Source organism: Microbacterium sp. Y547, from assembly GCF_057669785.1.
In genome coordinates this window covers 22,302-43,807 of record NZ_JBYHFN010000005.1, presented here as the reverse complement: position 1 = coordinate 43,807, position 21,506 = coordinate 22,302, and the positions used below count along the sequence as shown (strand labels likewise).

20 protein-coding genes and 1 tRNA gene are annotated in these 21,506 nt (G+C 70.1%); 10 read left to right on the top strand and 11 right to left on the bottom strand.

Annotation, left to right across the window (positions count from 1 at the left end; all coding sequences use genetic code 11):
* Window position 1: 1 nt before the first annotated feature.
* From crtI to idi, 4 genes are read right to left on the bottom strand one after another with little or no spacing between them, the layout of a single operon-like run.
* On the bottom strand, window positions 2-1,555 hold the full coding sequence (gene crtI, locus AC25Y0_RS09470) for a phytoene desaturase family protein (RefSeq protein ID WP_488134554.1): 1,554 nt from the start codon (window positions 1,553-1,555) through the stop codon (window positions 2-4).
* Complete coding sequence (locus tag AC25Y0_RS09465) at window positions 1,552-2,439, bottom strand: phytoene/squalene synthase family protein (protein WP_488124001.1); 888 nt, start codon at window positions 2,437-2,439, stop codon at window positions 1,552-1,554. Before AC25Y0_RS09465 ends, crtI begins: the two co-directional genes overlap by 4 nt.
* A complete protein-coding gene (locus AC25Y0_RS09460; protein ID WP_488124002.1) occupies window positions 2,436-3,491 on the bottom strand; it encodes a polyprenyl synthetase family protein in 1,056 nt (351 codons plus the stop codon). The genes AC25Y0_RS09465 and AC25Y0_RS09460 overlap by 4 nt, the downstream gene beginning before the upstream one ends.
* Window positions 3,488-4,039: an isopentenyl-diphosphate Delta-isomerase gene (idi, locus tag AC25Y0_RS09455; protein WP_488124003.1), complete on the bottom strand. Its 552-nt coding sequence runs from the start codon at window positions 4,037-4,039 to the stop codon at window positions 3,488-3,490. The genes AC25Y0_RS09460 and idi overlap by 4 nt, the downstream gene beginning before the upstream one ends.
* A gap of 129 nt (window positions 4,040-4,168) precedes the next feature.
* Between idi and AC25Y0_RS09450 the strand changes: the two genes are divergently transcribed.
* The gene (locus tag AC25Y0_RS09450) at window positions 4,169-4,594 is read left to right on the top strand and encodes a MarR family winged helix-turn-helix transcriptional regulator (protein ID WP_488124004.1); all 426 of its coding nucleotides are present in this window, start codon (window positions 4,169-4,171) and stop codon (window positions 4,592-4,594) included.
* A gap of 103 nt (window positions 4,595-4,697) precedes the next feature.
* Here the strand turns inward: AC25Y0_RS09450 and AC25Y0_RS09445 are convergent.
* A tRNA-Met gene (locus tag AC25Y0_RS09445) sits at window positions 4,698-4,774 on the bottom strand.
* 98 nt (window positions 4,775-4,872) lie between these two features.
* Between AC25Y0_RS09445 and AC25Y0_RS09440 the strand changes: the two genes are divergently transcribed.
* Window positions 4,873-5,388: a DUF6328 family protein gene (locus AC25Y0_RS09440; protein ID WP_488124005.1), complete on the top strand. Its 516-nt coding sequence runs from the start codon at window positions 4,873-4,875 to the stop codon at window positions 5,386-5,388.
* Window positions 5,385-6,197 carry a carbon-nitrogen hydrolase family protein gene (locus AC25Y0_RS09435; RefSeq protein ID WP_488124006.1) on the top strand — a complete coding sequence of 271 codons (813 nt, stop codon included), beginning with the start codon at window positions 5,385-5,387 and terminating at the stop codon, window positions 6,195-6,197. Before AC25Y0_RS09440 ends, AC25Y0_RS09435 begins: the two co-directional genes overlap by 4 nt.
* Before the next feature lie 7 nt (window positions 6,198-6,204).
* Here AC25Y0_RS09435 and AC25Y0_RS09430 read toward each other — a convergent pair whose 3' ends face one another.
* Window positions 6,205-7,407 (bottom strand): aminotransferase class I/II-fold pyridoxal phosphate-dependent enzyme, encoded by a 1,203-nt coding sequence (locus AC25Y0_RS09430; protein ID WP_488134553.1) that lies wholly within the window; start codon window positions 7,405-7,407, stop codon window positions 6,205-6,207.
* Between the two features lie 115 nt (window positions 7,408-7,522).
* Here AC25Y0_RS09430 and AC25Y0_RS09425 point away from each other — a divergent pair, with 115 nt between their 5' ends.
* From AC25Y0_RS09425 to AC25Y0_RS09415, 3 genes are read left to right on the top strand one after another with little or no spacing between them, the layout of a single operon-like run.
* On the top strand, window positions 7,523-9,334 hold the full coding sequence (locus AC25Y0_RS09425; protein ID WP_488134552.1) for a S1C family serine protease: 1,812 nt from the start codon (window positions 7,523-7,525) through the stop codon (window positions 9,332-9,334).
* A 42-nt stretch (window positions 9,335-9,376) separates the two neighbouring features.
* Complete coding sequence (locus tag AC25Y0_RS09420) at window positions 9,377-10,633, top strand: CDP-glycerol glycerophosphotransferase family protein (protein WP_488134551.1); 1,257 nt, start codon at window positions 9,377-9,379, stop codon at window positions 10,631-10,633.
* Window positions 10,630-12,078 carry a CDP-glycerol glycerophosphotransferase family protein gene (locus AC25Y0_RS09415; protein ID WP_488124010.1) on the top strand — a complete coding sequence of 483 codons (1,449 nt, stop codon included), beginning with the start codon at window positions 10,630-10,632 and terminating at the stop codon, window positions 12,076-12,078. Before AC25Y0_RS09420 ends, AC25Y0_RS09415 begins: the two co-directional genes overlap by 4 nt.
* A 2-nt stretch (window positions 12,079-12,080) precedes the next feature.
* On the opposite strand, the gene AC25Y0_RS09410 is transcribed toward AC25Y0_RS09415, so the two are convergent.
* Window positions 12,081-13,106: a glycosyltransferase gene (locus AC25Y0_RS09410; RefSeq protein ID WP_488124051.1), complete on the bottom strand. Its 1,026-nt coding sequence runs from the start codon at window positions 13,104-13,106 to the stop codon at window positions 12,081-12,083.
* A gap of 110 nt (window positions 13,107-13,216) precedes the next feature.
* Between AC25Y0_RS09410 and AC25Y0_RS09405 the strand changes: the two genes are divergently transcribed.
* A complete protein-coding gene (locus tag AC25Y0_RS09405; RefSeq protein ID WP_488124011.1) occupies window positions 13,217-14,503 on the top strand; it encodes a CDP-glycerol glycerophosphotransferase family protein in 1,287 nt (428 codons plus the stop codon).
* 45 nt (window positions 14,504-14,548) lie between these two features.
* Here the strand turns inward: AC25Y0_RS09405 and AC25Y0_RS09400 are convergent, their stop codons facing one another.
* Genes AC25Y0_RS09400 through AC25Y0_RS09390 form a run of 3 tightly spaced genes read right to left on the bottom strand, consistent with a single transcriptional unit; the run spans window position 14,549 to window position 16,427 of the window.
* Window positions 14,549-14,728 carry a hypothetical protein gene (locus tag AC25Y0_RS09400; protein WP_488134550.1) on the bottom strand — a complete coding sequence of 60 codons (180 nt, stop codon included), beginning with the start codon at window positions 14,726-14,728 and terminating at the stop codon, window positions 14,549-14,551.
* Between the two features lie 12 nt (window positions 14,729-14,740).
* Window positions 14,741-15,694 (bottom strand): hypothetical protein, encoded by a 954-nt coding sequence (locus AC25Y0_RS09395; protein ID WP_488124013.1) that lies wholly within the window; start codon window positions 15,692-15,694, stop codon window positions 14,741-14,743.
* Window positions 15,695-15,734: 40 nt separating this feature from the next.
* Window positions 15,735-16,427 carry a phosphocholine cytidylyltransferase family protein gene (locus AC25Y0_RS09390; protein ID WP_488124014.1) on the bottom strand — a complete coding sequence of 231 codons (693 nt, stop codon included), beginning with the start codon at window positions 16,425-16,427 and terminating at the stop codon, window positions 15,735-15,737.
* Window positions 16,428-16,963: 536 nt separating this feature from the next.
* On the opposite strand from AC25Y0_RS09390, the gene AC25Y0_RS09385 reads away from it, so the two are divergent.
* From AC25Y0_RS09385 to AC25Y0_RS09375, 3 genes are all read left to right on the top strand, one after another.
* Window positions 16,964-18,325 (top strand): ATP-binding cassette domain-containing protein, encoded by a 1,362-nt coding sequence (locus AC25Y0_RS09385; RefSeq protein WP_488134549.1) that lies wholly within the window; start codon window positions 16,964-16,966, stop codon window positions 18,323-18,325.
* Window positions 18,301-19,869, top strand: a complete 1,569-nt coding sequence (locus AC25Y0_RS09380) for a hypothetical protein (protein ID WP_488134548.1) — start codon at window positions 18,301-18,303, stop codon at window positions 19,867-19,869. The genes AC25Y0_RS09385 and AC25Y0_RS09380 overlap by 25 nt, the downstream gene beginning before the upstream one ends.
* A gap of 62 nt (window positions 19,870-19,931) precedes the next feature.
* Window positions 19,932-20,198 (top strand): DUF3039 domain-containing protein, encoded by a 267-nt coding sequence (locus AC25Y0_RS09375; RefSeq protein WP_488124016.1) that lies wholly within the window; start codon window positions 19,932-19,934, stop codon window positions 20,196-20,198.
* Here the strand turns inward: AC25Y0_RS09375 and AC25Y0_RS09370 are convergent.
* Window positions 20,177-21,505, bottom strand: coding sequence for a nicotinate phosphoribosyltransferase (locus AC25Y0_RS09370; protein WP_488124017.1), 1,329 nt, complete (start codon window positions 21,503-21,505; stop codon window positions 20,177-20,179). The two genes, AC25Y0_RS09375 and AC25Y0_RS09370, sit on opposite strands and share 22 nt — an antisense overlap.
* Window position 21,506: the final 1 nt, after the last annotated feature.

Below are 21,506 nucleotides of genomic sequence, written 5' to 3'. Positions count from 1 at the left end.
CTCACACTCTCGCACGTCGCGGCGTGGGCAACGGGCCGGGCGTGCGGTCACCGCGCAGACGCTTGACGATGAGTTCCGCAGAGATGAGGCACATCGGCAGGCCGATCCCCGGCAGGACCGACGTGCCGGCGTACATGAGCCGGTCGACCTTCTTGGAGACGTTCCGCGGGCGGAAGACGGCACTCTGGCCGAGCGTGTGCGCGAGGCCGAGCGAATTGCCCCGCCAAGCGTGCAGATCGGCTTCGAAGTCGGCGGGGGCGACCGTGCGGCGCACCACGATGCGCTCGGCGAGATCCGGGATGCCGCACCACTGGGCGATCTGGTCGATCACGACGTCGGCGGCGCGTTCGATCCGGGCGTCGCCTGCGCCGTCGATTCCGCCGTGGCCGAGGTCGGGGTCGGCGGGGACGGGAACGAGCACGAAGAGGTTCTCGTGCTCGGGCGGCGCGACCGAGTCGTCGGTGGCTCTCGGCCGGCACACGTAGAGCGACGCGGGGTCGGGGATGTGCGTGTCCTTCCCGAAGATCGCCTCGAAGTTGGTCCGCCAGTCGCTTGTGAACAGCAGCGTGTGGTGGGCGAGCTCGGGCAGTCGTCCGCGTACGCCGAGCATCACCAGCAGGGCGCCGGGGCTTGGCGTGCGCGAGCGCCACCAGGGTTCGGGGTAGGACCGCAGCTTCGGCGGGAGCAGCTTCGTCTCTGTGTGGTGCAGATCAGCCGTCGAGACGACGAGATCGGCGTCGAGCACCGTGCCGTCGGCCAGGCGGACTCCGGTCGCGGTGGCATCCGTCGTGAGGATCTCGACCACTTCGCTGCCCGTGCGGATCTCGACGCCCTGAGCGCGGGCGCAGCGCTCGACCGCCGCGATGACCTCGGTGAAGCCGCCGCGCGGGTAGAGCACGCCGTCGCCGAGGTCGAGATGGCTCATGAGGTGGTAGAGGCTCGGGACGCCGTACGGCGAGCCGCCGAGGAAGACGGCCGGATAGCCGAGGATCTGCCGCAGACGCTGATCGGTGAACCTGCGGTCGACGTGCGAGGCGAGGGTGCGCACCAGCAGCGGCGCAAGGGTCGGAAGGCGCTTGACGATCTCGCGGTCCCGCAGACCCGCCGTCGTCTCGTACGTGTCATAGAGGAAGCGCGACACCGCGAGGTCGTAGGCGTCAGCGGCCGAGTCGAGGTAGCTCTCGAGGCGGGCGCCGGCACCGGGCTCGATGCTCTCGAACAGTGCGGCGGCCTCTTCCCGCCCCGAGTGCACGTCGACCAGCTCAGCTCCCTCGCTGTACACGCGGTAGGCCGGGTCGAGCCGCACGAGGTCGAGCTCTTCCGCAGCGCTCGTGCCGAGCAGCCGGAAGAAGTGATCGAACACCTCGGGCATGAGGTACCAGCTGGGTCCCGTGTCGAAGCGGAAGCCCTCGTGCTCCCACGACCCGGCGCGCCCGCCGAGCTCGTCGCGAGCCTCGAGGAGTGTCACTCGATGCCCCTCGGCGGCGAGCAGGGCTGCGGTCGCGAGACCCGCGATGCCACCGCCGATGACGAGGGTCGACGTCGTGGCGGTCATACGCGTGTCCTTCGGGGTGCGGCGGCCAGCAGCGCGCGTGCGGCGATGGCGGCCTTGACGGGGTCGGGCACGCGTACGCGCCCCTGAGAGGAGTCCGAGGCGCGCAGGCGCGTCGACAGCGCTGCGAACAGGTCGTGCGCGGCCGTCACGGCGGCGCGGCAGTCGCGGGGGAGCAGCCCGATCACCGATGCCGCGGCGGCGAGATCGGCGTCGATGCGGTCGAGCACGTCGGCGCGGGTCGTCTCTGCACCGTCGATTCCGAGGTAATCGCGTCCGAGCGCGCCCGCGTCATGGTCGCGGTCGCGCAGGAAGTTGACGTCCTGGAAGGCCGCGCCGAGGCGCCGCGCGCCTTCGACGAGCTCGGCCGGCGGATCGGAGGGGCGACGCGCACCCGCGTTGACGAACACCTGCAGGCACATGAGGCCCACGACTTCGGCCGAGCCGTAGACGTAGTCGTCGTGCGATGCGGCATCGTGCTGCGTCGTGGCGATGTCGGTGCGCATCGACTGGAAGAAGGGCCGCACCAGTTCCTCACGGATGCCGCACTCCCGCGCCGTCTGGGCGAAGGCGTGCACGATGAGGTTCGCGCTGAAGCCCCGATCGATCGCACGCAGCGTCTCGGCCTCGAGCGCGTCGAGGACCTCGCGCACCTCGTCGGGGGTCAGGCCCGACTCCTCGCCGGGACCGTCGACGACCTCGTCGGCGATGCGCACGAGGGCATAGATATTGCGCACGTGCGGCCGTGGTCGCGGGCCGAGCAGCCGCCCCGCGAGTCCGAACGAGGTCGAGTAGGCCGAGATGACGGCGGCGGCCGCCTCATTTGCCGTGCGGTCATACAGGCGAAGTCCCGTCGGGCCGCCCTGGCGGACGGTTCGGTCGGTCACGGCACGCGCTCCTCGATACGGTCGGCGAGGTCTCGCAGAAGCGCTCCCGCCTCGGCCGGAAGGACGGGGTCGGCGGTCGAGAAGCGCACATCCGAGAGGGTCGCGGTGACCATCTCGCGGAGCGAATCGCGTGCGCCACTGGCTTCGAGGGCACGCTGCGCGTCGCGAACGGCGATGGGTCCCGTGTATGCCACGGCCAGAGCGTCGCTCACGCGCGTCCACTGCGCCGTCTCCCGGGCGAGAGCCACGAGCGGTGTCTGCTTGGCTTCGCGCAGGTCGCCGCCGCTCTCACGGCCCGCCTGCGTCGCATCGCCGAACGCGCCGATGAGATCGTCGACGAGCTGGTAGGCGAGGCCCAAGCGTCCGCCGATGCGCTGCAGCACCTGCCGGGCATCCTCGGGGGCGCCGGCCAGAATGGCGCCGGCGGCGAGCGGGGAGCGGAAGGAGTACACGGCGGTCTTGTTGTAGGCCGTCTCGAGCAACTCCGAAGAGGGCACTCGGCCGTCGGTGATGCTGTTCTCGACGTCGGCGAGCTCGCCCGCCGCCGACACGTGCACGGCGTCGTCGAGCAGATCGTAGATGCGGGCGAGCGTGTCGTGGGGGAGCCCGGCGAGGGCGATGAGACGTGACGCCTCGTGCAGCAGGAGGTCGCCCGCGAGGATGCCCGCGGCGTCTCCGAGCAGGGCCGAGCCGGCGGCATCCGCCCCGCTGTCGAGCGCCCGCGCACGGAACTCGCCCGTGACATTGGGAATGCCCCGTCGCTCGGTGTCGTGGTCGATGACGTCGTCGTGTACGACGAAGGCGGCATGCAGCAGCTCGAACGCGGCCGCAACGGGCCCGACGGCGGGCGTGGTGGCGATATCGCCCCCGAACGCCTCGAAGGATGCCGCGACGAGACGTGGCCGCATCCGCTTGCCGCCGTCGGTGGACCGCGCGACGGCGCCGGCGAGCGCCTCGAAGCTCGGCCCGAGCGTCGCGGCTCGGTCGCGGAGCCGACTCAGGGCTGCCTCGATGGGGGCGTCGATGTCGATCCGCGAGCTCAGGGTGATCATGACGCCCGTCGCTGGGGGGCGGTGCCGTTCAACAGGTGCAGCTGCTGAGCCTGCAGAACGAGCCACGGGCTGAACGCCCACGGCGTGGTCCGCAGGGACGCGGCGAGATCGACAGGGTCAACCCACTTCGCATCGACGACCTCGAGCGGGTTCAGTGTGGGCTCGCCCACGGCGCGCGCCGTGTAGACGGGGCACACTTCGTGCTCGACGATGCCGTTGGCATCGGTCGCGCGGTATCGGAACAGGGGCAGAGCGAGCTCGATGTCGGTCAGGGTCAGACCGATCTCGTATTCGGCGCGCCGATGCACGGCAGCGATGAGGGGCTCGGCGGGGCGGGGGTGGCCGCAGAAGGAATTGCTCCACACACCGGGCCACGTCTTCTTGTCGAGTGCGCGTCGCGTCACGAGAATCTGGCCCTCATCGTTGAGGACGTGACACGAGAATGCCAAATGCAGTGCGGTTTCGGTACCGTGGACGCTGCTCTTGGGTGCGGTGCCGATCGCCTCACCGTCGTCGTCGAGCAGTACAACGTACTCGGTGTCCAGCATCCGTCTATCCTCCATGTTTTTTTGCTAGTTTAGCTAGCAATTCCTTCGTGGCGATGTTACAACGGGAAGGGAGGAAGTGTCCACATGTCGCAACCCTGGAACCCGCAGACCACTCATGACCATGCTGTCATGGACGTCTTGAACGCGATACGGGCTTTCAGCGACGCCATGGACCGCATGTACGGCGGACTGAAGGGCGACATGATCATGAACGCGACCGACCTGGCCGCGTTGCGAATGCTGATCATGCGCGAGCAGCAGCAGAAGGCCGTGAGCCCGCACGATGTCGCGCGTCACCTTCGCATCTCGACCGCATCGACGACGAAGCTGCTGGACCGACTGACGGCGTCGGGGCATCTCGAGCGCCGTCCGCACCCGACCGACCGGCGTGCGCGGATCGTCGTGCTCACACAGGAGTCGCGCGAGGCCTTCTATCGCCACTTCGGCCAGCGACTGCGCGCCATGCGCGGGGTGGCCGAGAAGTACACCGAATCGGAGCTCGAGACCATCACGCGGTTCCTCTGCGACGTCGGACGCGTCATCGACCCGGTCTAGCCGGAATCACGCGGCCGAGCGGGAAACGCCCGGGCCGAGCGGGGGATCACGCGGCCGAGCGGGGAAACGAAGAAGGCGCCCCGTCCGGGACGCCTTCTTCTTCTGGTTGCGGGGGCAGGATTTGAACCTACGACCTCTGGGTTATGAGCCCAGCGAGCTACCGAACTGCTCCACCCCGCGGCACGTCCATAACTCTACCACGCGTTCCGCGGCACGTTGACCGCCGGTGCGGGAAGGCGTGGTTGCCGGGGTGTGGCGACGGGCGGGAGGATGAGGGCATGGCCGCCCCTCACGATCCCGATCGCCGTGACGACAGGGATGACGGGCGCGACGAGTCACCCGAAGAGCGGGCCGACCGGCAGTGGATCGACGTGCTGCAAGAGCTGCGCGTCATGCAGACGGGTTCCCAGATCCTCACGGGGTTCCTGCTCGCCCTGGCCTTCCAACCGGGGTTCTCCGACCTCGACGGGGGACAGCGCGTGCTCTACCTCGTGCTCATCGTGCTTGCGGCGCTGAGCGCCATCGTCGCGCTCGCTCCCGTCGCCCTGCATCGACTCCTGTTCCAGCAGCGCGCCAAGCGGGAAGTCGTCATCTACGGGCACGTGGCTCTCATCACGTGCCTCGCGACCGTCGCGACGCTGCTGCTCGGCGTCGTCGCGTTCGTCTTCGACGTCGTCCTGGACACCGGTGCCGCCGCCCTCACGACGATCGCTCTGGCGGTCCTGCTCGTTACGCTGTGGATCGTCACGCCCCTCGTCGTGCGCACGCGGCACGCCGCGAAGGAGAACACATGAACCCGTCCGAGACGACGCCGATCGCGATCGCCCAGTTCGCCCCCACGGCCGACGAGAAGGCGAACCTCGAGCTGATCGGCCGGCTCGTCGCGGCGGCATCCGCCCGCGGCGCGAAGCTCGTGCTCTTCCCGGAGTACTCCAGCTACTTCGTCGACCCCTTCGACGCGACGCTCGCCGAGCATGCGCAGGACGTCGAGGGGGCGTTCACGCAGGCGCTGACCCGCCTCGCCGCCGCGCACGACCTGCACATCGTCGCGGGCCTGCTCGAGCGGGCCGGCGATCCGCGGCGTGTGCGAAACACCGTCGTCGCGGTCGATGGGACGGGCGTCGTCGCGACGTACCGCAAGGCGCACCTGTACGACGCCTTCGGTCAGCGCGAGTCGGACTGGGTCGAACCGGGCGAGCTCGGTGCACCGCAGACGTTCGAGATCGACGGGCTCACCTTCGCGCTCATGACCTGCTACGACGTGCGCTTTCCCGAGGTCGGGCGGGTGCTCGCCGATGCGGGCGCCGACGTCGTGCTCGTCCCGGCGCAATGGGTGCGCGGTCCCCTGAAAGAGCACCACTGGCGCACGCTGCTGCACGCGCGGGCGATCGAGAACACGCTGTTCGTCGCGGCAGCCGACCACCCGCCGCCCCTCGGCGTGGGGCTGTCGATGATCGTCGACCCGACGGGCATCGAGATCGCCGCGGTCGGCACGGCCACCGACGTCGCCGTCGCGCACATCGACCGCGATGCCGTCGCGCGCGTGCGCCGCGTCAATCCCGCGCTCGCGCTGCGGCGGTTCGCCGTCGTGCCGCGCGACTGACGCTGCGTCAGTCGGCGAGGGTTGCGAGCCGGGATGCCGCCTCGTGCAGCACGTCGACGCGCTTGCACGCGGCGAACCTGACGAGCGTCGCGAACTCGGCACGATGCTCGGGCGTCACGAAGGCGGTCAGGGGGATGCCGACGACGCCCGCGCGACGCGGCAGATCGCGGCAGAACTCGTCGGCGTCCGTCGCCCCGAGCGGTGCGGCGTCGGCGACGGTGAAGTACGACCCGGCGGGCGCGGAGACCTCGAAGCCGGCGGCGCGCAGTCCGTCGCCGAGCAGGTCCCGCTTGCCGCGCAGAGTCGAGGCGAGCCCCGTGAAGAACTCGTCGGGCAGTCGTAGCCCCGTCGCGATCGCGGGCTGGAACGGTGTTCCGTTGGTGTAGGTCAGGAACTGCTTGACGGCGACGACGGCGTCGATCAGTGCGGCCGGCCCGCTGATCCAGCCGATCTTCCACCCCGTCGTCGAGAACGTCTTGCCTGCCGATGAGATCGTGAGCGTGCGCGGCCAGGCGCCCGGCATCGTCGCGATCGGCACGTGCGCCTGGTCGAACACGAGGTGCTCGTAGACCTCGTCGGTCACGATGACGGCGTCGTGCCGCTCGGCGAGGCGCACGATCTCTTCGCGCACCTCCCGGGTGAAAACGGCGCCCGTGGGGTTGTGCGGGTCGTTGACGAGGATGACGCGCGTGCGATCGGTGACGGCGCGGCGGAGGTCGTCGAGGTCCGGCTGGAACTCGGGCCAGCGCAGCGGAACCGGCACGATCCGTGCCCCTGCCAGCGCCGTGACGGCGGCGTATGAGTCGTAGAACGGCTCGAAGACGACGATCTCGTCGTCGGGTGCGCCCGTGAATGCGAGCAGGGCGGCGGCGATCGCCTCGGTGGCGCCGGCCGTCACGAGCACGTCGCGGTGCGGATCCAGCGAGATGCCGTGGAACCGCTCCTGATGCTCGGCGATCGCGTGCAGCAGGTCGGGCATGCCCCGTCCGGGCGCGTACTGGTTGAGACCGTTCGCGATCGCCTCACGTGCCGCCTCGAGCACCTCGGCGGGGCCATCCTCGTCGGGGAACCCCTGACCGAGATTGATCGCGCCGGTCTGGGCGGCCAACGCCGACATCTCCGCGAAGATCGTCGTCCGGATGGTGCCGTCGGCATCGACGAGCCCCGCGCCCTGCGCCGTGCGGCGCCATGCGCCGTGAATCTGCTGCATGGTGCTCCACGGTACCGTCGGATCCAGACCGATCGCATAGATCCGTCCCATCCGTGGCATAAGAAACGCACAGGTGGGCGCGGCAAGGTGGATGATGTCAGCAGAAGGAGTACTCATGAGCGACACGAACGACGACCGTCCCGTCGACGCCACCCTGGAAACCTCTGCCCCATCGGCGCCGCCGGCCGAGGCGAGCACTGCGCCTGCCGCGTCGTCTCCCGAGACCGGGGCGACGGATGCCGCGCCCCCGGCGCCGCCCGTCCCGCCGGCGCCGTCGGCATCGGCATCGGCGTCTGACGCTGCCTCCCAGAACCCCGCGCCGGCGGTGTCCGACGCGCCCGCAGCAGCTGCACCGCAGGACCCCGCGCCGGCGAGCGGTGCCGCACAGGACCCCGCCGGGTCGAGTGCGGCTGCGCAGAGCCCGAGCGCGCCGGTCGCCCGCCCGAACGCCGCGGGCACTCCCGCCGGCGCCTCGAACGCCGGGGTGCCGACGCGTCCCGTCGCACCCGGACCCGTGCCCCCCGGTTACGTTCTGCAGTCCGGTGCCCAGCCCCGCCTGCCCGCCTATGCGACGGCTCAGCCCTACGCCGGCTACGCGGCTCCCCAGCGCCCGCAGGCCCCGACGCCTGGTCAGGGGGGTGCGGGCCAGCCGCCGTACGGTGGCGGGTTCGGACGCCCCGGCGACACGCAGCCGACCGTGCCCCTCGCCGGTTCGGGCAGCGGAACCGAAGCTCCCACGAAGCAGAAGTCGGGTGCCGGCAAGGTGGCGGGGATCATCGTCGCTGCCGCGCTCGTCGGCGGACTCGCGGGCCTCGGCGGAAGCTACGCCGGTCTCCAGCTCTTCGGCGCGGGCATCGGGATCCCGGCGGTCGGCCCCGGCACCGTCACGGTCAACAACACCGACGCGGTGGAGCAGACGACGGCGATCGCCGCGAAGGTCGTGCCGAGTGTTGTGACGATCGAGGCCGCCAGCAACAACGGCTCGGGCACGGGTTCGGGCGTCGTGCTCACGAGCGACGGCTACGTCGTGACGAACACGCACGTCGTGACCCTCGACGGTGCGACCGGCGGTGCGGCCGTGCGCGTCACGACGTCGGACGGCCGCGTCTACGACGCCGAGGTCGTGGGAACCGACCCCACCTACGATCTCGCGGTCATCAAGCTCATCGATGCAGAAGGCCTCACGCCGATCGAGTTCGCAGATTCGTCCGACCTCAACGTCGGCGACCTCGCGATCGCCGTCGGTGCGCCCTTGGGCCTGTCGAGCACCGTCACGACAGGCATCGTGAGCGCCCTCAACCGCTCGATCGAGATCGCCTCGGCGGCCGCGCCGGACTCCGAAGACGAGGGGGACGGCGGCGAACAGGGCGATGCTCCCTTCTTCTTCGACTTCGGTCAGGGCCAGGGCGGTGGTCAGGCCACCGAGAGCATCAAGATCTCCGTCATCCAGACCGACGCCGCCATCAACCCCGGCAACTCGGGCGGTGCGCTCGTCGACGCCGAGGGCAAGCTCATCGGCATCAACGTCGCGATCGCCTCTGCGGGCGGATCCTCGGGCGGCGCAGGCTCGATCGGCGTCGGCTTCGCGATCCCTTCGAACGTGGTCGAGCGCATCACGGGTGAACTCATCGAGGACGGCGTCGCGACGCACGGCCTGCTGGGCGCGAGCGTCAGCGCCGCCGCCTATGTGGAGGGCGCGTCCATGACGGGCGCCTACATCCAGGAGATCGTTGAGGGCGGAGCGGCGGCCGACGGCGGGCTTCAAGTGGGCGACATCGTCACGGGCTTCAACGGGTTCCCCATCACCGATTCGGTCGACCTCACCGCCCAGGTGCGCGCGGCCGCAGCAGGAAGCGATGCGACCGTCACGTTCGTGCGCGACGGCGAGACGCGCACGGCCGAGGTGACGCTCGGCGAGCTGCCCTGACCGCACCCGACGAAGGACGCCGCCCCGCGATAGGCTCGCGAGGTGGCGTCCTTCTCGTTCGGTGCGGGGAATGCCCAGAAGCTCGCCGCCCTCCCGCTCTACGCCGTCGGCCGGCTGGCCACGCTGCTCATCCCGCGCACGCGCGATGCGTGGGTCTTCGGCTGCGGTGCCGGCATCGGTGATGGGGCACTCGCGCTGTGGCAGACCGCGATCGCGGACGGTCACGACATGGTGTGGCTCGTCGGATCGGCGCGTGAAGCCACGGATGCCGCGGCTCACGGCATCCCGTACGTGTACAAGAACACCCTGCGCGGCTTCTGGCGCACGGCCCGTGCCGGCGTCGTGGTCGTGACGCACGGCTTCGGCGACGTCAATCGGTACGCCGTGTCGGGGGCGTTCGTCGTGCAGCTGTGGCACGGTATCCCGCTCAAGCGGATCGGGCTCGACTCACCCGAGACTCTGCGCGTGCCGGGCGTTCTGCGGCCTGTCGAGGTGGTCGCACGACGCGCGCTGGGTGCGATGTTCCGCGGGGCCGCGCAGCGCATCCGCGTGCTGCCGGCCGCATCGCACATCGTGCGCGGGCGCCTCGAATCGGCCTTCGCGCTCAGCGATGATCGCGTCCCGGTGACGGGTGAGCCGCGCGTCGACGTGCTCTCGCAGGGCACCGCCGACGAGCGCCGCGCGACCGCCCGCGCCCAGCTCTCGCATCTCGTGGGCGACGTCGGATCATCGCGCGTCGTGCTGTACGCGCCGACGTGGCGCGACGGGGCCGCTGACCCCGCGATCCCGTCGACGGCGGATTGGCGCCGCCTCGTCGACCTGCTCGACGCCGAAGACGCCGTGCTGCTCGTGCGGTCGCATCCGCTCGGCGCGGGCGAGTACACGCCGCCCTTCCCGACCGATCGGGTGAGGGCAGTGGGCAGCGACCTCGCGCCTGACGTCACGCCGCTGCTGCCGGGGCTCGACGCGCTCGTTACGGACTACTCCTCGCTCGCCTTCGACGCGGCGCTCGTGCCGCTGCCGGTGGTCTACCTCGCTCCCGATCTGGCCGACTACGCACGACGCCGCGGGTTCTACGGCGCGTATCGCGACGTGGCCGGAGACGACGTCGCTGCGTCGTGGGCCGACGCCACGGCGCAGTTGGCCCGACTGCTCGGCGACGAGAGCGAAGACGCCCGCCGGCGCGCCCTGTCGCGCGCCCTGAGCGCGCGCTTTCATGCCTTCCGCGACGGGGAGAACGCCGCGAGGGTGTACCGTGCGATTCTGGCCCGGCGCCCGCGGGGGAGAGGACGACGATGACCGACGCGAGGTTCGATGCTGCTGCGGGTTCACCTGCCCTGGTGCTCTCGGGTGAGGGGGAGAAGCCGACATCGGTCGATCTCATCGGTCCCCGTGCGCGGACATCCGCCGAGATCACCGGTGGGGGCAGGACCTGGCAGGCCGTCGTTCCGCTCGTCGCCTCGCGCTGGGGCGGTCCCGAACTGCCGCTGCCGATCGGGACATACCGGATCGAAGCGTCGGGGATCGATCCGGGCGCCATCGAGGCGCTTCCCCTGACACAGCTCGGTCCGCTGCGCGCGAGCCTTGACGCAGCCACGGTCCGCATCGGGCCGCCGATCGATCCCGCCTACGACTCCGGCGAAGGGCAGGACGCCCTCGAGCGTCGGTACGCGACACGGCCGGCGAGTCTCGAGAACGCCGTCTTCTTCGAGAGCTTCTACGGACGCAACGCGAGCTGCAACCCGCTGGCGATCGATCGTGAGCTCGCCCGCCGTGCGCCGCACGTGACCCGGTACTGGAGCGTCGTCGACCTCTCGGTGCCCGTCCCCGATGGAGCGATTCCCGTCGTCGACGGCAGTCCGGAGTGGTGGCGCGCCCGCGGTGCATCCCGCCTGCTCGTCGTCAACGACTGGCTGCGCCGCCGCTTCGCGCGTCGCCGCGGCCAGGTCGTGCTGCAGACCTGGCACGGCACACCCCTCAAACGGCTCGCTCTGCACCGGCCCGGATTCGATCCGCGGCGAATGGCGGCCGTCGTCAAGGAATCGCGACGCTGGAACGTGCTGCTCGCCCAGAACCCCTATGCCGCCCACATGCTGGGCAAGGCATATGCGTTTCTGCGTCGACCGATCTGGGTCGAGGGCTATCCGCGCAACGACATCCTCGTGACCGGGGGTGACGGCGCGGATACGCGCCGCGATCTGGGGATCGGGCCCGATGAGAAGGTCGTGCTCTACGCGCCCACCTGGCGAGACGACCGCGAAGAGATGGTCGACTTCCTCGATCCGGCGGCGCTCGCCGTCGCCCTTGACGCTGTCGTGCTCGTGCGAGGGCATTCCCGCACTCTTGCGCCCGGCTCAGACGCCGTCGGCCCGCGTGTCGTGGACGTGACGGGCTTTCCGGACACGTCGCTCCTGCTGCTGTGTGCCGACGCGCTCGTGACCGACTACTCGTCGATCATGTTCGACTACACCGTGACGGGTAAGCCGATCTTCTTCCTTGTGCCCGACATGGAGCACTACCGCGGCGAACTGCGCGGCTTCTACTTCGACCTCGCGGCACGCGCCCCCGGCCCCGTCGTGAGCAGGCAGGACGACCTCGTCGCCGCGATGCGCGACCACGACCCCGCCGCATACGCCCAGAAGTACGCGAGCTGGCGCGAGCGCTTCAACGCGCGCGACGACGGGCACGCGGCCGAGCGGGTCGTCACGCGCATTCTGGATCAGGGCCTCGTCGAGCGCGCCTAGCGCTACGGAAGCGGCGTGTTCCGGTCGCCCAGTCGCGACGTGTCGACGGTGTCGTTCGCACCGCGCAGGACTCCGCTGATGAACCCCGTGCCCCAGGACAGATGCATCGAGGGGAGCACCGCGAGAGTCCACACCTTGTCCCGCCAGCCCGTGCCGCCGCCCGGCCCGGCTGCGACGGCGATGACGAGGATCGCATACGCCACGAGGGGCAGATAGACGACGGATGCCAGGGCACCGACCCATCCGCTGAGCACGGTCGTCGCCTGCAGCACCCCGACGACGAGGGCGAGCGCGAGGGCGAGCACGAGCAGCGGGGGAGCGAAGAAGCGCAGGGAGTTGCCGCGCCCGAAGCGGCGCACGAGTTCGCCGCGCCACCTGCCGGTCGCATAGAACTGGCGGACGAGGCGCGACCAGCTCGCGCGCGGCCAGTACGTCACCGACAGGGACGGGTCGAACCACACCCGATACCCGGCGCGGCGGATGCGCAGGTTGAGTTCCCAGTCCTCGCCGCGGCGGATCGACTCGTCGAAGAGGCCGACTTCATCGAGCACGGCTCGGCGCATGACACCGAGGTAGGCGGATTCGGCCTCGCCGGCCTGGGCGCCGCCATGATAGGCGCCCCCACCCAGACCGATCGGCGAGTTGTAGGCCCGCGCGACGGCGCGCTGGAAGGGCGCTCGCCCGTCGGCGCGCATGACACCGCCGACGTTGGCGGCGCGCGTTCGGTCGAGCAGGGCCAGGGCGTTGCGGGTGTAGCCCGGTTCGAGTTCCGAGTGCGCGTCGACGCGGACGATCGTGGGGTACGAGCCGGCGCGGATGGCGAGGTTGAGCCCGACGGGGATATCAGCGGCGGGGTTCTCGATGATCACGATGCGGGGATCGCGGGCGGCGAGCTTGTGCGCCAGCTCGGTCGTGCCGTCGCTGGAGGGCCCCAGCGCCAGGACGATCTCGATCGGCTCGGTGACATCCTGAGCGAGCACCGTCTCGACGGCGCGCTCGAGGTAGTCGCGTTCGTTGAGCACCGGCATCACGAAGGTGACGCCTGATCCGGGCTCCACCGCGGGGGCATCCTTGCCTCGGCCGGTGGTCTCGTGCACTCATCGATCATGCCAGACGCGCCCGTAGGTACCCTGGAGGGGTGGGAGTTGTCTCGGATGTGAAGAAGGCCGTCGCGCTCATGCGCAAGGCGGTCACGAACCGCTCCGCCGCGATCGATGTGCGGCGTCGGCTGGCGGCTCGCCCGTCGCAGCCGAGGGATCATTTCCGCGTCGCGGTGTACTTCGCCGACGGCGAAGTGAACATGTACCAGATGCGGCAGTGGTACCGGCCGCTCGCTGAACTCGCGAAGATCTGGCCCGTTGTCGTGCTCAGTCGCGCCGCAACGGGGGCGCGGGCGCTCCTGGCCGACGAGGCTCTGCCGATCGCCTTCGTGCCGACCGTGCGCCACCTCGAGAGCTACCTCGCGACCCAGGACATCCGCATCGTTCTGTACGTCAACCAGAACACCCGCAACTTCCAGATGTTCCGGTACGGGCGCCGCTGGCACGTGTTCATCAACCATGGCGAGTCGGACAAGATGTACATGACGACGAACCAGTACAAGGCCTACGACTATGCGCTCGTGGCGGGGCAAGCCGCGAGGGAGCGCCTGTCACGCGTGCTGTGGGACTACGACATCGACGCCCGCACGATCGAGATCGGGCGCCCGCAAGCCGATCACTACTCCGGAGTCCTGCCGTACACGCCCGATGGACGAACGGTCGTGCTGTACGCGCCGACCTGGGAGGGCGACCGGCCCTCGGCACACTACGGGTCGATCCTGACGCACGGTGAAGCGCTCATCGACGCTCTGCTCAGCTCGGACGAACACCGGGTGATCTACCGTCCGCATCCCCGTTCGGGTGTCGTAGATGCCGCGTACGGGGCCGCCGACCGTCGGATCATCGGCGCGATCGCCGCAGCGAACGACCGCGACCCGGACGCGCACCACGTCTACGACGACGGCCCCGAACTCGGCTGGCAGCTCGCGGCGGCCGATGTCGCCGTGGTCGACATCTCGGCGATGGTCTACGACCGCCTCGCAGCCGACAAGCCGCTGCTCATCACGCGGCCCGTCGATCCCGCCGCCGTCATCGACACGCACGGCTATCTGTCAGCGTGCGAGTGGCTCACGGCTGCCGCCGCGCCGAACATCGTCGCAGAATCGGCGCGCGTGCTCGCCGACCCCGATGCCAGCGCCCGGCTCTCGCACTGGGCCAGACACTACTTCGGCGACACGGCGCCCGGCGCGGCGACGGCGAGGTTCCACGGTGCGATCCGTCGGCTCATGGGCGAGTGGGAGGCCTGGCACGCCCGGGCGCTCACGGACGGTGACGACTCGTCCGACTCCGACGAGGCCGAGCTCGACGACGAGATCACCGCCTGACGTTCGCTGAAGCCCCTGACCGCGCTCCCGGCCTCGACGCTCGGTTCAGGGTTCGGGCGTCGGGAGCGGGATCGACACCGAAACGGTGGATTCGGGGGTGAGGCCCAGTACGTCGAGTGACGTCGACGTGTCGACGTGCGCCGCCGGCGGCTGTGTCTTCGCGGGCTCCGAGGGCAGCCCCGCCCAGTCGTTGGGCTCTTCGGGTCGTTGCTGGAACAGTCCCATGGTTGTCTCCGTTCAGTCGTCGCCGAGGTCGTCGGGGTGTGCGCCGGCTTCGACCTCGCCGGGCCGGCGGCGGGGCGCGACGGCGCGTCCGACCGTGCGGGCCGCACCGCCCACCGCCGAGGCGCCCTTCGAAACGCCGCCCGCGATCGCGCCACCGGCGCGGCGTGCCGCGCGTCCGGCCACGGTCTCGAGGCGTGCAGCTCCGGGGCGCGGCTCGAGCTCGGCCGGGAGCGTGACGGGGGGCATCCCGAACGCTCGTCGTGAGTTGACCAGCACGCGCCTGCCGAGGACGTTGTTGCCGGCACCGCCGACGACCGCCCCGACCCCGAAGGGGAGGGCCTTGCCGAGCCACGACGCGCCGCCGCGCGCGGCGAACTGCCGCACGAAGGCCGTCTTGAGTCGGTCGACGAGCGGACCGACCGCGGCGCGGGGCAGCGTCTTGGTGACGAGTTCACCCCAGTACCGGTCGCGCGCGACGCCTTTGCCCGTCGCCTGACCCGCCAGCTGGGCGATGAGGTCGGTGCCCTCCTTGCCGAGCATGAGAGCGAGCACGAGCGCCCGCGCGCGGTCGGGGTCCGACACGGGGATCCCGTGCACTTCGGCGACGGACTGCGCGAACAGCGTCGTCGCCTCGAGGAAGCCGACTGTCTCGACGCCGCTCAACGCGAGCGTCACGCTCGTGCCGACCCCCGGGATCACGGCGGTCGCCCCCACGGCGGCGCCGCCGGTCGTCACGGCGCTGAGATAGCGGCGCTCGAGGATGCGGATGATCGCGTCGGTCGTCGCGTGCGGATACCGCAGGCGGACGCTGCGCAGATGCGCCAGCACCGCCGGGCGCTGGATCGCGAGCACCCGGTCGAGCATGCGCACGACACGCGGGTGCTCTTCGGATCCCACAGGCGGCAGCCCGCCTGCCCAGGGTGCGTCAGAGGGCAAGGAGTGGATGCGGTGCACCTTCTCGGCCATGACGCGATCCTAGGACTGCGACTCTGGGTTCCCGCTGAGATCAGACGAAGAGGTTCGCCCGCTCAAGATCTTCGGCGAAGTCGACCTCGACGGCGTACAGGTCCGAGATGTCCATCGGTTCGAGCAGCAGGCCGTCTTCGGCGATCGCGAGCTCGAGGCCGCGCTCGAAGTAGTCCTGGTCGTCGACGCGCGTGAGCTGGCGCATGAACGCCTTCTTGTCGGCGGCGGCGATGTAGTTGATGCCCACGGCCTCGCCGATGCCGCCCTTGACGGTCTTGGAGAGCTCATCGATGAACCCCTCGGCGGTGACGGTGTACTTGACCTCTTCGTCGCTGACCTTGGCGGTGTTGACCGTCACGAACGACTGATCGCGCTCGATGAACTCGATCGCGCGACCGAGGATGCGGGGGTCGAAGACGACGTCGCCGTTCATCCACAGCACGCCGGCGCGGCCCGTCTTGGCGAGGGCGCGCAGGAGGCTCTTCGACGTGTTCGTCTGGTCGTACCGGTCGTTGTAGACGTAGTCCGTCGCGGGGAAGGCTTCGACGATCGTCTCGGCGCGGTAGCCGACGACGGCCATGATGCGCGCGTCATCGCCGAACGCCGCCCTGATGTTGTCGTGCTGCTGCTGCATGATGCTGCGGCCGTCGCTGAGCTCGGTCAGCGGTTTGGGAAGACTGCGGCCGAGGCGTGAGCCCATGCCGGCGGCGAGGATAACGGTCTGAAGAGTCACGTGCTGCTCCTGGAGTGCGAGGTTCATCGACAGTTCGCCGACACGACACTCCCTCGTGCCGCGACAATGCTAGCGACGGTGGCTGGGAACGGGCAGGAAGCGTGACCGTCGTTGCAGATTCGTGATCCGTGAACAGTCTGAAACCTGATGACATCCATAGCGATCATGTCGCATCCGGTTGGTACCGTTGAACGGTGACAGCCTTCCTGCCGGTGCCACATGAGGCGCTTCCGGACGAGCCGGAAGACACTGACACGCACGAAAGCGGAGGGCGCATCGTCGAGTTTTCGCAGGCACGAACGCCGTGGGCGGATAACGAGGCTTCGGCCACGCCTGAGAAACGAGCTCCGCGCACTGCGCGCGCCTCTGCCGTGAAGGCCGCGACGGCCGATCCTGGGCCTCCGCCGCCGTTGCCGCCCGAGTTCGCCGACGTCGCGGTGCCGCCGAAACCCGAGGTGCCCGCCGCGTTGGCGGCGGCTGCGCCTCCTCCGGCGCCTCCGGTGCCTCCCGTACCTCCCGTACCTCCCGTACCTCCCGTGCCTCCGAAGCCGGACGTCGCCCCTGATGTCGCTGCGGCGGCATTCGAAGCACCGTCGACCGCGTCAAAGCAATCCGCGGCCGTCGTGATCCACGAGGTCGAGGAGTCTGACACCGACTCCGCTGTCCAGGACGCGCCGCTCGACGACGACCACGCCGAGACGGCGGAAGTCGATGCCGAGTTCGTCGCGTCGGTGACCGAACTCGACCCCGAGCCGGTACCCGAAGCGGTGCACGAGCCTCTCCCCGAGGTGGACCCCGAGCCTTTTGCCGAAGTCGAGCCGGAGGTCGTCGTCGAGCCTGAGCCTGAGCTTCTGGTCGACCCGGCGCCCGAGCCCCAACCGCTCGTCGCGCCCGAGCCCGAGCCCGAGCCGCTCGGCGCGGCCGAGGCGGAGCCGGAGCTTTTCGTCGAGCCCGCGCCCGAGCCTCTCGCCGACACCGACACCTCCGCAGCGCCGATCGACACCGAGCCCGCATCTGCCCAAGACGATGCCGAGACGCTTTTCGCCGATCTCGACGAGCCGGACGAACGCGTCGACGACGGGGATTCCCTCGCAGCCGTCTTCGCCGCAGCCCACGCCGAGCTCGCGGCAGACGACGACTCCGCGGCACTCAGCCTGCGCGGCGTCTCGAAGAGCTTCGGAGACACACGCGCCGTCGAAGAGATCGACCTCACGGTTCCTGCGGGCACGTTCTACGGCCTCGTCGGGCCGAACGGTGCGGGTAAGACGACGACCCTCTCGATGATCGCGGGCCTGCTCACCCCGGATCGGGGTGTCGTCCGCGTCGCCGGCGTGGACGCGGCATCCGATCCTCTTGCCGCGAAGCGGCTCATGGGTGTGCTGCCCGACCGGCTGCGCACGTTCGACCGGTTGACCGGGCGGCAGTTGCTTTACTACTACGGCGTGCTGCGCGGCCTTCCGCGGGATGTCGTCGAGAGTCGCACGGCCGACCTCGCGAGGGCCTTCGATCTCACCGGCGCACTCGGTCGCGTCGTGAGCGACTACTCCGCGGGCATGCTCAAGAAGGTCATGCTGGCGGGCGCCATGATCCACTCGCCGCGCGTGCTCGTGCTCGACGAGCCGTTCGAGGCCGTCGACCCTGTGTCCAGCGCTGTCATCCTCGAGATTCTGTCGGCCTACGTGGCGCACGGGGGCACGGTCATCCTGTCCAGCCACGGCATGGAATTCGTCGAGCGCGTCTGTACGCGCGTCGCCGTCATCGTGTCGGGGCAGGTCCTGGCTGAAGGCACCGTCGACGAGGTGCGCGGCGAACTCACGCTCGAACAGCGCTTCATCGAACTGGCCGGTGGCCTGAGCGACGTGGAGGGCCTCGAGTGGCTGCACACGTTCTCCGGCTGAGGCTCGCGCTTCTCTTCGGCGCGCTGCGGGGGAGCACGGGGCACGCGACCCGCGTCGCCGTCGCGCTGATCCTGCTCGCCGCGGCAACGATCGCCGCCTGCGGCGCGCTCGTCTCGATGACCGACGCGGCACCCGATGCCCTGTTCGCCGTCACGGTGCTCGGGGGCTCAGCGCTCACCCTCGGCTTCGCGCTCACACCCGTCATCGGCGGCGTCGATGACCCGCTCGATCCACGCCGCTTCGCACTGATGTCGCTCGCGCCCGGCAAGCTTGCCGCCGTGCTCACTCTCGCCGGGTTCGTGAGCGTCCCCGTTCTCGCGCTGACCGCTGTCGCGGTGACATCTGCCGTCGTCTGGGGCGAGCACGGGTCGCCTCTCGTCGCGGGAATCGCCGCCGCCGTCCTCGGAGTCACGACGTGCGTCCTGACGGCACGGGTCTTCATGGGGCTGACCTCGCTGTTCCTCCGCGAGCGACGGACACGCGAGATGACCGGACTCTTCGTGCTTCTCGTGGTCGTCGTGGTCGTGCCCGCAGCGGTCTTCCTCGGTTCGCTCGAATGGAACGGCACTGTGCCCGCCGCGCTCGCCGATGCCGTCGACATCCTCGCCGTGATGCCGCTCGGTGCTGCGTGGGCGATCCCGGGCCGCGTCGCAGCCGACGACGATGTGTGGCCCACCCTCGCGGTGGCGCTGCTCACCCTCATCGCGCTCGCTGCGGCTTGGCGCTGGATCGTCGGTCGCCTGCTCACGACGACCGAGCGGCCGCTGTCGGTGCGCGAGCGCACGGGCCTCGGCTGGTTCGCCGTGGCCCCCGGTACGCCCGGCGGAGCGATCGCGGCGCGCAGCCTGCTGTACTGGTCCCGCGATCGCCGCTACCTCATGAACATGATCGTGATCCCGTTCGCCGCCGTCGTGACGGTTGTGCCGCTGCTGGTGGCCGGCGTGCCGCTCGAGATCGCCGTGTTCGTGCCGGTGCTGTTCGCCGCGCTCTTCCTCGGCTGGCTGCCGCATAACGACATCGCGTACGACTCGACCGCTGTATGGATGCACGTCGCGAGTGGTGTGCGCGGGTGGTCTGACCGGCTGGGGCGGATCGTCCCCGTGCTGCTCATCGGCGTGCCGCTGCTCGCCGTGGCCGTCCCGGTCGCGGTTGCGCTGAACGGCGACCCGACGCTGCTTCCCGCCCTCGCGGGGGTCTCCGCGTCGCTCTTCTTCTCGGCGCTCGGCCTGTCGAGCGTCGCATCCGTGCTGGCCCCCTACGCGGTGTCGCGCCCAGGAGAGAGCCCGTTCCAGCAGCCGCAACGAACCAGTGCCGCCGGCGCCATCTCGCAGACGGCGGTCATGGTTGGCGCGATCGCGTGCTCGATTCCCGCCCTGAGATGGTGCTGGCAGGCGATGAACGGCGCCGAATCGAGCATCATGCCCGCGCTCTGGAGCGGGCTGGGCATCGGCATCGGTGTGTTCGTGATCGGCACGGTCGTCGGCGCGGTACTGTTCGAACACCGGGGCGGCCGCGTCATGGAGTTCGCCGAATCAACCGGATGACCGGTGTCGCAGCGTCCGCGAAGCGCGCCCATGACGTGGACGCGCGGATAGAATGACGAACCATGAGCACTCCTCTCGACAGCCCTGACCAGGGCGGGCTGGCCACCCTCGACCGCGAACTCGAAGAGCTCATCCGCGAGGAGTCGATCGAACCGGGAGACCACGAGCGTTTCTCGCACTATGTCAAGAAGGACAAGATCCTCGAGTCGGCGATCACCGGCAAGCCCGTGCGCGCGCTGTGCGGCAAGAAGTGGACTCCGGGGCGCGACCCCGAGAAGTTTCCCGTCTGCCCCACCTGCAAAGAGATCTACGCGTCGCTCAACAAGTAGACCGTCGGGATCGCGGGGTCTGACCGGCTGAGCGCGAGTGCGCGAACGGGCAGTTCTTCGCGCACGCGTGCGTGGTGGCGGCGGGCGGCCTGAACGCCCTGTGGCCCCTCGAAGCCTGAGTCGATCTCGCCGCCTTCGACCAGGCTCACCTGCAGCGGCCGCGCGTCGGGGTGCTCCGCGGACGTATCCAGGGGCTCGAACCCGTCTGACACCGCGATGACCTCGTCTGTCGCGGTGCCTTCGTCGAGTCGGCGGAAAGCCGCCTTGCGACCGCCCGTCGACACCTTGTCGGCGGACGCCTTCGCGACCGGGACCCACCCGCCCGCGGCATCCTGCCGAGCGACGAGCTTGTAGACCATGCCCGCCGTGGGCACGCCCGATCCGGTGACCACCGATGTACCGACACCGTACGAGTCCACCGGTGAGGCGGCCAGCGACGCGATGGCGAACTCGTCGAGATCGCTCGTGACGGTGATCGTCGTACCGGTCGCGCCGAGCTCATCGAGCTGCGCGCGTACGTCGGCGGCGACGATGGGCAGGTCGCCCGAGTCCAGCCGCACGCCGCCGAGGCCCGTGCCGGCGACGCGGATCGCCGTCTCGACACCGCGGCGGATGTCGTACGTGTCGACGAGCAACGTCGTCTCGACGCCGAGTGCGTCGATCTGCGACCGGAACGAGTCTTCTTCGGTGTCGTGCAGGAGCGTCCACGAATGGGCTGCGGTGCCCATCGTCGGGATGCCCCACGTTCGGCCCGCCTCGAGATTCGACGTCGCCGTGAAGCCTGCGATGTAGGCGGCCCGAGCCGCAGCGATCGCCGAGGCCTCGCCCGCGCGGCGCGAGCCCATCTCGGCGAGCGGGCGGTCTCCCGCGGCGATGCTCATGCGCGCGGCCGCCGTCGCGACGGCGGAGTCGTGGTTCATGACGCTGAGGGCGAGGGTCTCGAGCACGACGGCCTCGGCGAAGGTGCCCTCGAACGTGAGGATGGGGGAGCCGGGGAAGTACAGCTCGCCCTCGCGGTAGCCCGTGATCGAGCCGGTGAACCGGTACTCGGCGAGGTAGTCGATCGTCGCGGGGCCCACGACGCGTTCGTCGCGCAGGAAGCGCAGCTCGTCGTCGCCGAAGCGGAAGTCGCGGAGGAGACTCAGGAGGCGCCCTGTGCCGGCCACGACGCCGAAGCGGCGCCCGCCCGACAACCGGCGTCCGAACAGTTCGAAGACGCAGCGGCGCTCGGCCGTGCCGTCGCGCAGTGCGGCGTCGAGCATCGTCAGCTCGTACCGGTCGGTGTACAGGGCGCTGGAGGCGTGCATG

Coding starts and splice junctions, on each gene's coding strand:
- crtI (WP_488134554.1), bottom strand. CDS start 1,555: ATGACCGCCACGACGTCGACCCTCGTCATCGGCGGTGGCATCGCGGGT.
- AC25Y0_RS09460 (WP_488124002.1), bottom strand. CDS start 3,491: ATGATCACCCTGAGCTCGCGGATCGACATCGACGCCCCCATCGAGGCA.
- idi (WP_488124003.1), bottom strand. CDS start 4,039: ATGCTGGACACCGAGTACGTTGTACTGCTCGACGACGACGGTGAGGCG.
- AC25Y0_RS09450 (WP_488124004.1), top strand. CDS start 4,169: ATGGACGTCTTGAACGCGATACGGGCTTTCAGCGACGCCATGGACCGC.
- AC25Y0_RS09440 (WP_488124005.1), top strand. CDS start 4,873: ATGGCCGCCCCTCACGATCCCGATCGCCGTGACGACAGGGATGACGGG.
- AC25Y0_RS09435 (WP_488124006.1), top strand. CDS start 5,385: ATGAACCCGTCCGAGACGACGCCGATCGCGATCGCCCAGTTCGCCCCC.
- AC25Y0_RS09430 (WP_488134553.1), bottom strand. CDS start 7,407: ATGCAGCAGATTCACGGCGCATGGCGCCGCACGGCGCAGGGCGCGGGG.
- AC25Y0_RS09425 (WP_488134552.1), top strand. CDS start 7,523: ATGAGCGACACGAACGACGACCGTCCCGTCGACGCCACCCTGGAAACC.
- AC25Y0_RS09415 (WP_488124010.1), top strand. CDS start 10,630: ATGACCGACGCGAGGTTCGATGCTGCTGCGGGTTCACCTGCCCTGGTG.
- AC25Y0_RS09410 (WP_488124051.1), bottom strand. CDS start 13,106: ATGCCGGTGCTCAACGAACGCGACTACCTCGAGCGCGCCGTCGAGACG.
- AC25Y0_RS09400 (WP_488134550.1), bottom strand. CDS start 14,728: ATGGGACTGTTCCAGCAACGACCCGAAGAGCCCAACGACTGGGCGGGG.
- AC25Y0_RS09395 (WP_488124013.1), bottom strand. CDS start 15,694: ATGGCCGAGAAGGTGCACCGCATCCACTCCTTGCCCTCTGACGCACCC.
- AC25Y0_RS09375 (WP_488124016.1), top strand. CDS start 19,932: ATGAGCACTCCTCTCGACAGCCCTGACCAGGGCGGGCTGGCCACCCTC.
- AC25Y0_RS09370 (WP_488124017.1), bottom strand. CDS start 21,505: ATGCACGCCTCCAGCGCCCTGTACACCGACCGGTACGAGCTGACGATG.